The organism is Asanoa ishikariensis (assembly GCF_900107455.1).
Classification (GTDB): Bacteria; Actinomycetota; Actinomycetes; order Mycobacteriales; family Micromonosporaceae; genus Asanoa; species Asanoa ishikariensis.
The window spans coordinates 2,396,638-2,409,751 of the sequence record NZ_FNQB01000001.1; the positions used below are offsets into that span (position 1 = coordinate 2,396,638).

14 protein-coding genes and 1 riboswitch are annotated in these 13,114 nt (G+C 72.1%); of the genes, 8 read left to right on the forward strand and 6 right to left on the reverse strand.

Translation table 11 applies throughout. The features are described 5' to 3' along the window. Positions 1–50: 50 nt before the first annotated feature. Both BLV39_RS11315 and BLV39_RS11320 read left to right on the forward strand, forming a co-directional pair. Positions 51–854, forward strand: coding sequence for an NAD(P)H-binding protein (locus BLV39_RS11315; RefSeq protein WP_204082921.1), 804 nt, complete (start codon positions 51–53; stop codon positions 852–854). Between the two features lie 96 nt (positions 855–950). Then, positions 951–1,223, forward strand: a complete 273-nt coding sequence (locus tag BLV39_RS11320; RefSeq protein ID WP_090789972.1) for a hypothetical protein — start codon at positions 951–953, stop codon at positions 1,221–1,223. A 3-nt stretch (positions 1,224–1,226) separates the two neighbouring features. On the opposite strand, the gene BLV39_RS11325 is transcribed toward BLV39_RS11320, so the two are convergent. Then, the gene (locus tag BLV39_RS11325; RefSeq protein WP_176984856.1) at positions 1,227–2,228 is read right to left on the reverse strand and encodes an AraC family transcriptional regulator; all 1,002 of its coding nucleotides are present in this window, start codon (positions 2,226–2,228) and stop codon (positions 1,227–1,229) included. A 98-nt stretch (positions 2,229–2,326) separates the two neighbouring features. Continuing rightward, positions 2,327–2,761: a hypothetical protein gene (locus tag BLV39_RS11330; protein ID WP_090789976.1), complete on the reverse strand. Its 435-nt coding sequence runs from the start codon at positions 2,759–2,761 to the stop codon at positions 2,327–2,329. A gap of 393 nt (positions 2,762–3,154) precedes the next feature. On the opposite strand from BLV39_RS11330, the gene BLV39_RS11335 reads away from it, so the two are divergent. The 3 genes from BLV39_RS11335 to BLV39_RS11345 all read left to right on the forward strand — a co-directional run bounded on the left by BLV39_RS11335 (position 3,155) and on the right by BLV39_RS11345 (position 4,881). Continuing rightward, positions 3,155–3,508: an STAS domain-containing protein gene (locus tag BLV39_RS11335; protein WP_089248800.1), complete on the forward strand. Its 354-nt coding sequence runs from the start codon at positions 3,155–3,157 to the stop codon at positions 3,506–3,508. Between the two features lie 86 nt (positions 3,509–3,594). Then, the gene (locus BLV39_RS11340; RefSeq protein ID WP_090789978.1) at positions 3,595–4,341 is read left to right on the forward strand and encodes a serine/threonine-protein kinase; all 747 of its coding nucleotides are present in this window, start codon (positions 3,595–3,597) and stop codon (positions 4,339–4,341) included. Positions 4,342–4,350: 9 nt separating this feature from the next. Further along, positions 4,351–4,881: an SRPBCC family protein gene (locus tag BLV39_RS11345; protein ID WP_176984857.1), complete on the forward strand. Its 531-nt coding sequence runs from the start codon at positions 4,351–4,353 to the stop codon at positions 4,879–4,881. Here BLV39_RS11345 and BLV39_RS11350 read toward each other — a convergent pair. Both BLV39_RS11350 and BLV39_RS11355 read right to left on the reverse strand, forming a co-directional pair. Then, the gene (locus BLV39_RS11350; protein ID WP_090789980.1) at positions 4,875–5,948 is read right to left on the reverse strand and encodes a coiled-coil domain-containing protein; all 1,074 of its coding nucleotides are present in this window, start codon (positions 5,946–5,948) and stop codon (positions 4,875–4,877) included. The genes BLV39_RS11345 and BLV39_RS11350 overlap by 7 nt on opposite strands. A 7-nt stretch (positions 5,949–5,955) precedes the next feature. Continuing rightward, positions 5,956–6,083, reverse strand: a riboswitch (cyclic di-AMP (ydaO/yuaA leader). A 166-nt stretch (positions 6,084–6,249) separates the two neighbouring features. Continuing rightward, positions 6,250–7,158 carry a cation diffusion facilitator family transporter gene (locus tag BLV39_RS11355; protein WP_090789982.1) on the reverse strand — a complete coding sequence of 303 codons (909 nt, stop codon included), beginning with the start codon at positions 7,156–7,158 and terminating at the stop codon, positions 6,250–6,252. 167 nt (positions 7,159–7,325) lie between these two features. Here BLV39_RS11355 and BLV39_RS11360 point away from each other — a divergent pair, with 167 nt between their 5' ends. Both BLV39_RS11360 and BLV39_RS11365 read left to right on the forward strand, forming a co-directional pair. Further along, a complete protein-coding gene (locus BLV39_RS11360; RefSeq protein WP_176984858.1) occupies positions 7,326–9,863 on the forward strand; it encodes an ABC transporter permease in 2,538 nt (845 codons plus the stop codon). 19 nt (positions 9,864–9,882) lie between these two features. Continuing rightward, complete coding sequence (locus tag BLV39_RS11365; protein WP_090789987.1) at positions 9,883–10,413, forward strand: barstar family protein; 531 nt, start codon at positions 9,883–9,885, stop codon at positions 10,411–10,413. Here BLV39_RS11365 and BLV39_RS11370 read toward each other — a convergent pair. Then, complete coding sequence (locus BLV39_RS11370) at positions 10,410–10,700, reverse strand: metal-sensitive transcriptional regulator (RefSeq protein WP_090789989.1); 291 nt, start codon at positions 10,698–10,700, stop codon at positions 10,410–10,412. The two genes, BLV39_RS11365 and BLV39_RS11370, sit on opposite strands and share 4 nt — an antisense overlap. Before the next feature lie 14 nt (positions 10,701–10,714). Continuing rightward, positions 10,715–12,736 carry a copper-translocating P-type ATPase gene (locus BLV39_RS11375; RefSeq protein ID WP_090789991.1) on the reverse strand — a complete coding sequence of 674 codons (2,022 nt, stop codon included), beginning with the start codon at positions 12,734–12,736 and terminating at the stop codon, positions 10,715–10,717. A gap of 57 nt (positions 12,737–12,793) precedes the next feature. On the opposite strand from BLV39_RS11375, the gene BLV39_RS11380 reads away from it, so the two are divergent. Next, positions 12,794–13,111 (forward strand): hypothetical protein, encoded by a 318-nt coding sequence (locus BLV39_RS11380; protein ID WP_090789993.1) that lies wholly within the window; start codon positions 12,794–12,796, stop codon positions 13,109–13,111. The last annotated feature ends 3 nt before the right edge of the window (positions 13,112–13,114 follow it).

Consider the following 13,114-nt stretch of genomic DNA (forward strand, 5'->3'; position numbering starts at 1 on the left):
GGCGCGGTGTTCGCTGACCGTCGCCAGATCAACAGGGTGGCGGCAGAGGGATGGACATGATCGTTGTCTGCGCGGCGTCGGGTGCGCTCGGTCGGTTGGTGGTCGCGGAGCTCGTGGCCCGGGGCGAGCGGGTGGTCGCCGCCGTCCGCGACCCGAACCGCGTGCCCGATCTGAACGGTGCCGAGGTCAGGCACGGTGACTACGACGAACCGGCGAGCCTCCGCTCGGCGCTGACCGGCGCCGGGCGGGTGCTGCTGATCTCGTCACCCGAGCTGGCCACGGACCGGCGGGTCGCCCAGCACCGGGCGGTGATCGACGCGGCGGTCGCCAACGGGGTCGGGGCCGTCGCCTACACCAGCTTCCTCGGCGCCGACCGCGGCGGCGACCCCATGAACGCCGCGCACCACGAGACCGAGCGGGCGCTCGTCGGCAGCGGGCTGGGCCACGTCATCCTGCGCCACCCGTTCTACACCGACGCGTTCGTCAACGCCGGGCTCCGGGCGGCGGTCGAGTCCGGTGTGCTGCTCTCCGCGACCGGCGGGCGCGGCCTGAACACGGCGCCGCGGGCGGACCTCGCCTCCGCCGCGGCGAACGTGCTGACCGACGACGCCCACCTGGGCCGGGCGTACGACCTGACCGGCCCGGTCTGGACCTATCCGCGGCTCGCGGAGGTGCTCAGCCAGGTCAGCGGCACACCCGTCGAGCATCGCGACGCCGACGTCCCCGCAGCGATGGGCTTCCTGATGGGCCTGGCCCGGGCCGGTGCGTTGGAGCGGCAGACCGACGACCTGCGCCGGGTGCTGGGCCGCGAGCCGGCGACCCTGCGGCAGCTGGTGGAGCGGGCTCTCGGGTAGGAGACACGCGCGATCCGGATAACCCCGGCGTGAAGTGGATCGACGCACGACAGGCACCGGCCTACAGTCCGTCGGATCTGGGGGAGGGACGCGTCCATGCAGGACCTCGAAGGTGACATGTTGCGGGCGGTCGCGGCACTCAGCGGCGCGGTCGATTTCCTGCACCGTTACGACCGGCTCCAGGCCGCGCTCCGGATCGAAGCCGGCGCTTCCCCGTCGGCACTGACCACCACGGCGGAAGACGGTCTCGCGGCGGCGCACCGGGTCCTCGACACCCTCCGCTCACCCAACGGGCGCCCGGTGCGCACCGAGCCGTTCATCCCGGCCCAACGCACCTCCCGCGACCGTCTGGGCGACCCGGGGGAATAGGCCTCACCGTCCGCGCAGCGTCGCCGACGGTGACTCGCCGTAGCGTTCGCGGTAGGCCGCCGCGAACCGGCCCAGGTGGCCGAAGCCCCACGCGTGCGCGATCGCGGCCACCGTGTCGCGCCCGGGCACCGGATGGCGCAGCTCGTCCCGCGCGTAGCCCAGGCGGACGTGCTGGAGGTAGCCCATCGGGGAGAAGCCGACGTGCCGGCGGAAGCCCTCCTGGAGCGAGCGCACCGAGACGCCGGCGATCCGGGCGAGCTCCGCGGTGGTGAAGGGGTGCGTCGGGTCGGCCTCCATCACCTGCACGGCCCGCCGGACCGTGCGCGGGCGGACCGGTGGCGCGTGGGCGGTGAGGGCGTCCGCGTACTGGTGGTCGACCGCGAACAGCAGCCCGCCGAGCAGGCCCTGGGCGTAGCGCTCGGCGACCAGCGGCTGGCGCAGCGCGCTGTGCGGGTTGGCGATCTCCGACCGCAGCAGATTGATCATGCGGCACCAGGTGAGCCCGGCGCCGTGGGTCGTGTCGAAGCTGGCGCCGAACCGGATCGGCCCGCTCACCGGGCGGCCGAGCAATGCCGACAGCTCCGCCTCCAGTACCGCCCGGTCGAAGCGGATGCCTAGGCTGCGGCACTCGGCGGACCAGCGGCCGGCGTGCGCGCCGGCGCCGGGCCGGTAGACGGCGGCGCGGCGAGGGCTGGCGACGGTGATCGCGCCCCGGTGCTCGCTGCCGATCGCACCGGCGATCGGCATGTTGATGTGGTAGGCGTCGATCAGGTCGGCGCCGATCGCGACGTCGGCACCGAACTGGATGTCGCCGACGGTCACCGGGCCGAGCCGCACCAGGTCGGCCGCCAGTGCCAGCGGCCGGATCTTGTCGAGCAGATCCAGGTCGACGTCGTAGTAGAACTCCGCGCAGAAGGCCCGCGCCTCGTCGAGGTCGCTGATGCGGAACGAGTGCGCCTCGATCGGGAACGGATCGCCACGCTCGGTGGTCGGCCCGTGACGCATGACCATGAGCATCGCTCGCGCAGAGTCACACGTCAATCAGCCGCAGAGCGGGGTTGCCGGTCTAGCTGTTCGGCAACCCCGCGACCCGCGTGCTGTTCTCAGCTCTCCAACGTCGACTTCGCCCGGTCGGCCTCGACGAACTCGAGCTCCTCGGCCCGACCGCCCTGTGCCTCGTCGCCCATCCGCGCGATCGCGGCGCGGGACGCCGAGCCGGCGGCCCAACCGATCGCCGCGCCGACCGCCGCGGCCGCGATCACCAGAACCCAGGGGGTGGGCATCCGGCGGCCGGCCAGGGCGTCCAAGGCGAGGCCGGCTCGCCGCCGGGCCTCGTCGGCCGCGTCGCCGACGACGCTCGCGGCGCCACCGACGGCACCGACCGCACCGCTGACGCTGCTGCCGGCGTCGCCGGCCAGGTCGGCGGTGCGCCGCCCGGCGTACCGCGCCGAGTCGACGAAGGCGTGCAGGTGGTCCCAGGCGTCGTCACTGATCCGCTCGGTCCTGCTCCGGCGGTCCATGAGGTTGGTTCCGAACATCCCTGCTGTCCTCCTCGATCGCCGAACCTGCCACTTCGGACGCAACGGAGCGTCCGGTTCTTTTGGTGAGTGCCCGCCGGTCGGTGGGCGCAAACCACGCAACGCGCCGCGGCTCACTGTGGACGGTCGGCGTCGCCTCACTCAGTGTGACGGCCGCCACGTGCGGTAGGCTGGCTGCGGCCGAATTCGGCACGTGTGTTCGGTTCACGCGAGTCGAAGGTCACATATTCAGGTTTTTGCCGGCTATGCCGGTTTCGGAATACGAGAAAGGGGAAAGTACGCGGCCGCAAGGCTGGCGACCATGTGATGGATGCGAATACCCTCGGTCGCGGTCCGCGTACTGTCGAAAGGTCCCCTGGATGCGGACCGAGGTTCGAGCTCGGAGGTAGTTGCGTGAGTCTGTCGATCGTGACAACTCGGCGTGCCAACGGAGTCCTCGAGATTGCCCCCCGCGGTGAGATCGATGTCGACTCCGCCCACGAGGTCAAAGAGGCCATTGCCGCGGCGCTGACCGATGACCGCCCCAACCGGATCGAGCTCAATCTCCGGTTGGTGAGCTTCATCGACTCCGTCGGCATCAGCGCGATGGTGGCCGGCTTCCAGACCGCCGAGGTGAGTGGCGTCAAACTGGTGGTCACCGAACCCAGTCGGTTCGTACACCGCCAACTCTGGGTGACCGGATTGCTCGGTCTCTTCGGTGCGCCGGAGCCCTATCTCGGCGACCTCAACACGCCGGCGGGGGCCTGACCCTTATAGGCGGTTAAAGCCTGCCCGGCAACTCTTGTCCGGGCTCGTGCGATCCGGCAGAGTCCCGGATCGTGGCGTGGTTGCGGATGGGTACGACCATCCTCCGGCGGTACGTCCTGTTGGGTCCGATCGCGCGCGGCGGGATGTCGACCGTCTATCACGGCTTCGACAGCCACTCCGCGCGCCCGCTGGCGGTCAAGGTCATCACGCCGACACACGCGGACGCCGCCGGCCGCGAGGCCGCGATCACCGAGCGGCTCCGCCATCCGAGCGTTCCCAAGGTGTACGACCACGGCTCCGCGCGACTGCCCGACGGTTCTGTCGCGCCGTACGTCGTGCTCGAGCTGCTCGACGGCGTCGCGCTGGCCGGCCGGCTGGCCGCCGGCCCACTGCCCTGGCCGGAGGCAGTGCGGATCGCGGCGACCGTCGCGGACGTCCTGGCCGTGGCCCACCGGCGCGGTGTCGTGCACCGCGACGTCTCGGCCCGCAACGTGATGCTGACCAGGGCCGGCGCCAAGATCATCGACTTCGGTCTGGCGGGCCCGGCCGGCGCACCCGGGCTCCCCGCCGACGACGTCTTCGCCCTCGGCGCGCTGCTGCTCCGGATGCTCACGGGGTGGCCCGAACAGCACGGCCCGCGCCCCGCGCCGGTGCTGGCCGTGCCGGGCCTGCCCCGCGCCGTCGCCGAGCTGTGCCGGGCGACGATGCGCCGCAAACCGGCCGACCGGCCGGGCAGCGCGGACGTCGCCATCGGTTTATGGTCATCGATCATGCCGGCCACCGCTCCGCCGCCCCATGCCCTCCCCGCGCCGGCCCTGCATCACCTCAACTAGGGGTCACCTTTGGCGAAGACCGGCTCGTTCACCTACGACCTGCGTGCCCGCTGCACGGTGGCCGACGCGACGGCGCTGCTCTCCGACTTCAGTCGGCACACCGAGCTTCACCCGTTCATCGTCAAGGTGACCGAAGTGTCGCCCGTGGACGGTGCGGTGCGCAGCTTCGTGATCAACGACCGGTTCCCGCTCGGTCCGTTCCACTTCACCACCACCTACACCGCCGACGTCATGGCGATCAACAGGATCGGCCCGCCGGACGCCCCGCAGGAGCGCGTGACCGAGATCGTCACCGTCGCGCGCCAGCGGCCGGGCACGAAGCTGGACAACTGGACCAAGATCTATCCCGTGTCCGACGGCGGCTGTCGGATCGACGTGCGGATCACGCTGACCGCACCGACCCTGCTCTTCGGGTACGCCTTCACCCAGGCCCAGAAGGCCCACCACGCACTGGCGGAGCGGCTGGCCGTGGTGCTGGACAAGACATCAGGGGGCACGCCGGACGGCGTACCCCCTGATGCTTCTTCGGGACCTCAGTAGACGCTCAGATGCACGTGGTTGGTGTGGTCGCTGGACGGGTCTCCACCCGCGCCGCTGTACGACTTCCAACCACTGCTGGGTAACCAGATCTGCCGGTACCAGATGACGTAGAGCACGGCCAGCCGGTCCGAGTTGCGGATGAAGTAGTTCGCCAGGTTCGTGCCGTAGGTCTTGTCGGCGCCGGTCGCGTCGCCCTCGAACCCGTTCTTCGCGGCCGCGAAGTCGCACGCCCGGCCCTTGGGATGCTCGCCGGAGCCGCCGCTGCGGTAGCACGACACGTAGTGCGTGAACTTGGCCGCCTTGGCCTGGTTCAGCGCATGCAGGGTGCGCGGGGTGATGCAGCCGTTGGCCGGGGTCGGGTCGTTGACGCTGCACGACTCGGTCGGATAGCTGCCGTCGCTGTTGCGCTTGGTGGGCGTGGCGGTGGCACCGCCCGATCCGCCGGTGTTGCTGCCGCTGCCGCCGGACCGGGCCGCCCTGGCCGCGTCCGCCTTCTGCGCCTTGGCGGCGACGTCCAGCGCCCGTTCGGCCTGGTCCTTGCGGGCCTTCATCAACGCGACCTGGCGTTCCTGCTCGCGTACCTCCGTCTTGATGGCCGCCGTGGCCTGCGCCGCCTGCTCCTTCGACTGCTCCAGGCCGCGGATCTCCCGCTGCTCGTTGGCGGCGACCATGCCGAGCGCGTTGGCCCGCTCGAGGAAGCGCTCCGGTGAGTCGGAGTTGATCAGAGCGGACATCGGGCCGAGCCGGCCGGTGCGGTAGGCCGAGCGGCCGATCTCGGCGACCGTCTCGACGTGCGTCGCCAGGTCCTGCTCGATCGTCCGCAGGGTGGTCTCCTGCTCCTTCTGCTTGCCCTGCGAGCGCTTCAGCGCCGCCTGGGCGTCCAGGAAGCCGCGGCTGGCCTTGTCGAGCTGGTCCCGCAGCTCCTCGGTGCCGCCCTCGCCGTCAGGGTCCGCGTTGGCCGGCGCCATCGGGCCTACGAGCCCGAGCACGAGGCCGAACATCGCGACCGTGGCGACCCGGATCCATCGTCGTCGTCGAAGGTGCGGATGACTGGGGGGATCAATCATTTGGTGCGCGTCCTTCCGTCAGCCGCCTACCGGGTTAGCTGACGGGTTCGGGACGGAAGATCCCTACCGCTTTCGCGGACTCACCCCTGGTGCGTGGTTCCCCGGCTCGCTGTGGCGATTAGGCGACGACCTTCGTCGGGCCGGCGGATGCCCGTCCGACGAAGATCGATCTGGAGGGTACCCAGGAATGCCTACGGAGCGGGAGGGCCGTTAAATGCGCATAAGAGGAGTTTGCCGGTATTTATCCGGGCAAATTCCCCTCGAAGGTCACCAAAGTTAAGGCCGCGCTAAACACCCACGGTCACCAGCGCGCGGTGTGACAGCCACCCGTCGTGGCGGCCGGCTCCACCTGGAGGGTCGCGTGCTCGATGCCGAAGCCGTCGTGGAGCGTCTCCCGTGCGGCGGTCAGCACCGCCGAGAGCTCGGCGTCGCCCTCGATGCCGAGGTGCGCGGAGGCCACCTCCATGCCCGAGGTCAGCGTCCAGACGTGCAGATCGTGCACGTCGCACACGCCCGGCACCGCGCCGAGCGAGGAGCGCATCGCGGAGACGTCGAGATGCTCGGGTGCGGCCTGCACCAGGATCCGCAGCGCCTCGCGACCGAGCTTCCAGGTGCGGGGCAGGATGAACAGGCCGACGGCGACCGCGATCAGCGGGTCGACCACGAACCAGCCGGTGCCCGCGATCACCGCCGCGCCGACCAGCACGCCGACGGAGCCGACCAGGTCGCCGAGCACCTCCAGATAGGCGCCCCGCACGTTGATGCTCTCCTTCGCACCACGGCGGAGCAGCACGAACGCGACGATGTTGGCGATCAGGCCCAGCCCGGCGACCACCAGCATCGGCGTGGTGTTGACCTCGGGCGCGTCGCCGAACCGGCGCACGGCGGCGACCAGCACGTAGATCGCGACACCGAACAGCAGCACCGCGTTGCCGAGGGCGGCCAGCACCTCCAGCCGGTAGAGGCCGAACGTGCGCTGCGGGTCGCGCGCGGCCCGCCGGGCGGCGGTGATCGCGGCCAGCGCCATGCCGATGCCGAGGACGTCGGTGAACATGTGGCCGGCGTCCGAGAGCAGGGCGAGCGAGCCGGTGGCGAACGCGGTGATCGCCTCGACCACCATGAAAACCGCGAGCAGGCCGAAGGCGGCCCAGAGCCGCCCGCGGTGCTGTGCGCCCGCGTCGCGCACGCCGTGGTCGTGTCCTGCCCCCACCGGGCCCTCCAATCCGTCTCCGCTGCTCACTACAGTCTTATGCAAACATCGCTATGTATGCAAAGGCGACACCGGGAACCATTCCCATTGTCCGCCCGACACGACTGTCGTCTTGTTTACCGGTGGGGCGTGGCGGGCTGCCGTGGCGGTTGATCACACTGGGGTACGTGAAACGGCCTCTGCTCCGCCTCGCCGTGACCGGTTTCCGGGCGCATGCCGTCCGGCTCGTGCTCACCGGTTTCGCCGTGATGGTCGGGGTGGGCTTCCTGGCCGGCACCCTGGTCTACGGCGACACCGCCCGGGCCGCGTTCTACGACGACCTGGCCCGCTCGGCCCGCAACGTGGACGTCGCGGTCGAGCCCGCGGCGCTGCTGGCCGAGCGCGACACGGTGGAGACCGTCGCCGCGGTCGACGGGGTGGCGGCCGTCGACGGCCGGATGGCGGCCTGGCTGAGCATGCTCGACCGCGACGGCCAGCTCATGATGGACCACGGGCACGTCGGCTACGGCCTGTCCGTGCCCGACGTGCCCGCGCTGGCGGCCTACGACCTGCTCGCGGGTCGACTACCGGAGGGCCCTGGCGAGCTCGCGGTCGAGAAGAACACCGTGGCCCGGGCCGGCTTCACCGTCGGCGGCCCGGTGACCGTGCTCGACGCCGCGGGCGAGCCGCGCACGCTGACCCTGGTCGGGGTGCTCGACCTGGGCGTCAACCGGCTCTACGGCGGGTCCACCGTGGCCGCGCTCACCGACGCCGAGCTCACGGCGCTGACCGGCACGGAGCGGTTCGCCGAGGTGGTGGTCGCCGCCCGGCCCGGGGTGTCCGAGGCGGTGCTGCGCGACCGGGTCTCGGCCGCGCTGGGCCACGCGTACCCGGTGCTGACCGGGTCAGAGCTCCGCGCGAAGCTGGCCGTCGAGGCCGGCAAGTACGTCACCGGCTTCGTCGCCGTGCTGCTCGGCTTCGGCCTGGTCGCGCTGACAGTGTCGGCCTTCGTCATCTACAACACGTTCGCGATCCTGGCCGCCCAGCGCACCCGCGAGCTGGCCCTGCTCCGCGCGGTCGGTGCGTCCCGCCGCCAGGTCAGCGCCACCGTGCTGCTGGAGGCGCTGCTGCTCGGCATCGTCGCCTCGATCGGTGGCCTGCTGATGAGCGTGCTCATCGGGTACGGCCTGATCTGGGGCCGCGAGCTGGTCGCCACCGACATCCCGCTGCACACGCCTGTGGTGCGCTGGCCGACGTTCCTCGTCGCGGTCGGCTTCGGCACCTTCGTCGCGGTGGTCTCCGCCCTGGTGCCGGCGCTGTCCGCCGGCCGGGTCGCGCCGCTGGCCGCCCTGCGGGACGCGGCGCTGTCCGAGCCCCGGGCGGTGGCCGGCGGCCGGCGCACCGCGCGCGTCGTCGCGGCCACGCTGCTGGCCACGATCGCGCTGCTCGCGGTCGGCGCCGGCATCCCGCTCGGCTTCCCCGGCCTGCCGCTGGTGCTCGGCGGCGGGATGCTGCTGTTCGTCGCCGCGGTGGTCGCCGGCCCGCTGCTCGTGCCCCGGGCGGTCGCGCTGGTCGGCTGGCTGCCGGCCCGGCTGTTCGGCACGGTGCCGACGCTCGCGGTGGCCAACACGCGGCGCAACCCGCGCCGCGCCGCCGCCACCACGCTCGCGCTGGTCATCGGGGTGGCGCTGATGTCGCTGTTCGCGGTGCTGCTGGCCACCGCGCGGGACCAGAGCGGCCGCGAGCTGACCGAGAACTTCCCGGTCGAGTTCACCCTCAACCGGGCGCGCACCGACGGCACGTTCGAGTCGATGCGGGCCGGCATGCCGGCGGGCCTGGCCTCGGCATTGCGGGGCCACCCGGAGTTCGCCACCGTCGCCGAGGTCCGCTCCGAGATGCCGCTGGTGGGGGAGCGCACCCGGGTCGCCGCGGTGCCGCCCTCCCAGCTTCGCGGCGCCATCCTGCCGGAGGTGACGGCGGGCTCGCTGAGCGACCTCGGGCCGGGCACGGTGGCGCTCGCGCGTGGCTACGCCGCCGAACGCGGGCTGTCCGTCGGCTCAGCGGTGCCGTTCGGCGCGCTCGGCACGCCGCGGGTGGTGGCGCTCTTCGACGACTCGCCGCTGGACGGCTCGGCGCTCGTCTCCTACGGCGCGTTCACGTCCGCGTACGGCGAACGCCCGGCCGTGGAGCTCCTCGTCGACCTGGCGCCCGGGGTGTCCACGACGGACGGCCGCCGGGTGCTCGACGCCGAGCTGCGCGCGTACCCGGTGGTCCAGGTGACCAGCCGCGCCGCCGAGGCCGACGAACTGGCCGCCTCCCTGGACGAGCTCCTCGGCATCTTCGCGGCGCTGTTGGGCATGTCGGTGCTGATCTCCCTGTTCGGCATCGGCAACACCCTGGCGCTGTCCGTCGTGGAACGCCGGCGCGAGTCGGCGACGATGCGCGCCCTGGGCCTGTCCCGCCGCCAGTTGCGCGGCATGCTGCTGCTCGAGGCGGCCCTGGTCGCGGTGGTCGGCGCGGTCGGCGGCGTCGCCCTTGGCGGGGGAGTGGGCTGGGTCGCGGCGGCCGCCCTGATCGACACCTACGGCCACGGCGTCCCGGTGCTCCCGCTCGGCCAGCTCACCCTGGTCGTCCTCGCGGCCGCCGGCGCCGCCCTGCTGGCGGCGGTCCTACCAGCCCGCCGCGCGGCCCGGCTCCCGGTGGTCGCGGCGCTGGCCGACGACTGAGCGGCTAGCCTTCCTGATCATGGCGGCCTTCGACGCAGACACGGACCTGAGCCAGGACCGCGCCTACCTGCTGATGAGAAACTCGCCGGCGACCCTGTTCTGGCGCCGGGAGCTCCTGGAAGACACGACGGCGTGGCTGACAGTGCACGGCTATCAGGTAACCGTCCTGGACGCGTCAGGATGGTGGACGGACGAGGACATGCACCGCGCCGTCGCGGCCGCGCTGAGCTTTCCCGACTACTACGGCCGCAACCTCGACGCGTTGAACGACTGCATGCGCGACGTGGTGAGCCAGGACTACGGGTGGGCGGCGGGCACTACCGGGCTCGCGATCGTCTTCACCGGTTACGACGCGTTCGCCACCCATCGTCCGCGCGAGGCGCACGTCGTGCTGGACATCCTGGCCGACCACTCGCGCGCCGCCGCGCTTCTCGGCCGCCGCCTGATGTGCCTGGTGCAGAGCGACGACCCGAAGATCACCTTCCCACCGGTCGGTGCGACGGCGGCGCAGTGGAACGACGCCGAATGGGCCGACTCGCGACGTCGTTAACCGCGCTTCATCAGGCGGCCCACGGCGGCCATCATCTCGCCGGCCATCTCGTCGGCACGGCCCGCTTCGGCGCCCTCTTTCATGCAGTGGCGGGCGTGGCCGTCGAGGAGGCCGAGGGCGACCTTGTCGAGTGCGGCCTGGATCGCGGAGATCTGGGTCAGCACGTCGATGCAGTAGCGGTCGTCGTCGACCATCCGCTCGATTCCGCGTACCTGTCCCTCGATCCGGCGCAGCCGGCCGGCCAGCTGGTCCTTGCTGGCGGTGTACCCGCGCGTCGGGGCTGTCATGTGGTCAACCATAGCTACGAGCCCTCCGGGGTCAGGCGCACGCGGCGCAGCAGTTGCGCGTTGAGCGCCACGACGATCGTGGACGCGGACATCAGCACCGCGCCGACCGCGGGGCTCAACGTGAGGCCGGCCCAGGCCAGCACGCCGGCCGCCAACGGGATCGCGATGATGTTGTAGCCCGCCGCCCAGGAGAGATTCTGGATCATCTTGCGGTACGCCGCGCGGGACAGCCGGATGACGCCGCTGACGCCGCGTGGGTCGGACGACGCCAGCACCACGCCGGCCGACTCGATCGCGACGTCGGTGCCGGCGCCGATCGCGATGCCGACGTCGGCGCGGGCCAGGGCCGGTGCGTCGTTGACGCCGTCGCCGACCATCGCCACCCGCAGGCCGCGCGCCTGGAGGTCGGCGACCGCGCGGTCCTTGTCGGCCGGCAGCACCTCGGCGAACACCTCGTCGATCCCGGGCCGGAAGCCCAGGTCCGCGGCCACCGCCTCGGCCACCGCGCGGGAGTCGCCGGTGATCATCGCGATCGTGCGTACGCCCTGTTCGCGTAGTTGCGCGATCGCCTCCCGAGCCTCGGGCCGCACCTCGTCCTCGAGCGCGAACGCGCCGAGCACCTCACCGGTCCCACCGCTCAGGCGCAACAGATGCAACACGGCCGCGCCGCGACCGGCCCAGCTCTCGGTGCGTGAGGCGAGTGTGGCGGGCACCGTGACGCCAAGCTCGCGCAGCAGTGCTGGTCCGCCTACGGCGTAGGCCGTGCCGTCGATCGTGGCCTGCACTCCGCGGCCGGTCAGCGACCGGAACTCGCTCGCCCCGGCCGGGCTGCCCGCCGCCCTCACGATCGCCTTGGCCAGCGGGTGCTCGCTGTCGGCCTCGACGCCGCCGCCCAGGCGCAGCACCTCCTGCTCGGTGACGCCGTCGACGGCCGCGACGCCGGTGACCTTGTGCGCGCCCTTGGTCAGGGTGCCGGTCTTGTCGAACAGCACGGCGTCCACCGTGCGCATCCGCTCCAGCGCGAGCCGGTCCTTGACCAGGATGCCCGCCCGCGCCGAGACGGCCGTGGACAGCGCGATGACCAGCGGGATGGCCAGCCCCAGCGCGTGCGGGCAGGCGATCACGAGCACCGTGATCGTGCGGACCACCGAGTCGTCCAGATTGCCCGCGGCCCACCACGCGAAGAAGGTGACCACCGCGACCGTGGCGGCGACGTAGAACAGCGCCGCGGCGAACCGGTCGGCCAGCACCTGGGCGCGGCCGCCGGAGGCCTGTGCCTGCGCGACGAGCCGCTGGATGCCCGCGAGCGCGGTGTCCGCGCCGACGGCGTCGATCCGCACACGGACCGCGGAGTCGGTGACCACCGTGCCGGCGACCACCCGGTCGCCCGGCTCGCGCGGCACCGGCCGGGACTCGCCGGTGATCATCGACTCGTCGACCTCGGCCGTCCCCTCGGTGAGCCGCCCGTCGGCCGGCACCCGGCCGCCGGGACGCACCAGCACGACGTCGCCGAGCCGCAGCGCCGCCACGGGCACGGTCTCCACCGCGCCGCCCGTGACCCGCTCGGCGTCGTCGGGCAGCAGGGCGGCCAGCGCCGCGAGCGCGCCCTGCGCCTGGCCGATCGCCTTCATCTCCTGCCAGTGGCCGAGCAGCATGATGGTCACCAGCGCGGCTAGCTCCCACCAGAAGTCAAGGTCGAACGCCCCGGCGGCAGTGGCCAGCGAGGCGCCGTAGGCCACGGTGATCGCCATCGCGATGAGCAGCATCATCCCCGGGGCGCGGTCGCGGACCTCACGGACCGCGCCGACCAGGAACGGCCAGCCGCCGTAGAGGAAGACGGCCGAGCCGAGCACCGGGCCGATCCAGTCGATGCCCGGGAAGTCCAGCGAGTAGCCGAACCAGTCCATCACCATCTCGCTGGTCACGACGATGGGCACGGTCAGTGCGAGGGAGAGCCAGAACTTGCGCCGGAACTGCTCCGGATCGTGCCCAGCGTGCTTGTCGTGGCCCCCGTGGTCAGCGTGGTCTCCTGGCATGCGTCCACCATACCCCCAGGGGGTATATGTGCAAGCCGCTGTGCGACCCTGACGCGCATGTCCAACGAGCCGGTCGTCATGCAGGTCTACTGCCGCGTCGAGGTGCTGGTCCGCGCTCCCGCCGCCGTGGCGGAACGGGCGGTCCGGGAGCTGACCGGGGCCGACATCGACTGGTCGGCGGAGCCGGACACCCTCGCCGAGGCCGTGGCCGAGCTCCGGACCGACCTGCCGCAGGCGCTGGGCAGCCTGCTCGATCCCCATCGGATGCTGTCGGACGTGTCCGGCGTGGAGTTCCGCGGCGGACACCTGTGGGTCGAGCCCGGCGCGCCGTCGCCACGGTTCCTACCGGGCTTCGTCGAACCCGATGAGCGATAGCCT

Excerpts from the sequence above, each read along its gene's own strand:
- BLV39_RS11315 (WP_204082921.1), top strand. The coding sequence starts at position 51 with ATGGACATGATCGTTGTCTGCGCGGCGTCGGGTGCGCTCGGTCGGTTG.
- BLV39_RS11320 (WP_090789972.1), top strand. The coding sequence starts at position 951 with ATGCAGGACCTCGAAGGTGACATGTTGCGGGCGGTCGCGGCACTCAGC.
- BLV39_RS11325 (WP_176984856.1), bottom strand. The coding sequence starts at position 2,228 with ATGCGTCACGGGCCGACCACCGAGCGTGGCGATCCGTTCCCGATCGAG.
- BLV39_RS11330 (WP_090789976.1), bottom strand. The coding sequence starts at position 2,761 with ATGTTCGGAACCAACCTCATGGACCGCCGGAGCAGGACCGAGCGGATC.
- BLV39_RS11340 (WP_090789978.1), top strand. The coding sequence starts at position 3,595 with ATGGGTACGACCATCCTCCGGCGGTACGTCCTGTTGGGTCCGATCGCG.
- BLV39_RS11350 (WP_090789980.1), bottom strand. The coding sequence starts at position 5,948 with ATGATTGATCCCCCCAGTCATCCGCACCTTCGACGACGACGATGGATC.
- BLV39_RS11365 (WP_090789987.1), top strand. The coding sequence starts at position 9,883 with ATGGCGGCCTTCGACGCAGACACGGACCTGAGCCAGGACCGCGCCTAC.
- BLV39_RS11370 (WP_090789989.1), bottom strand. The coding sequence starts at position 10,700 with ATGACAGCCCCGACGCGCGGGTACACCGCCAGCAAGGACCAGCTGGCC.
- BLV39_RS11375 (WP_090789991.1), bottom strand. The coding sequence starts at position 12,736 with ATGCCAGGAGACCACGCTGACCACGGGGGCCACGACAAGCACGCTGGG.
- BLV39_RS11380 (WP_090789993.1), top strand. The coding sequence starts at position 12,794 with ATGTCCAACGAGCCGGTCGTCATGCAGGTCTACTGCCGCGTCGAGGTG.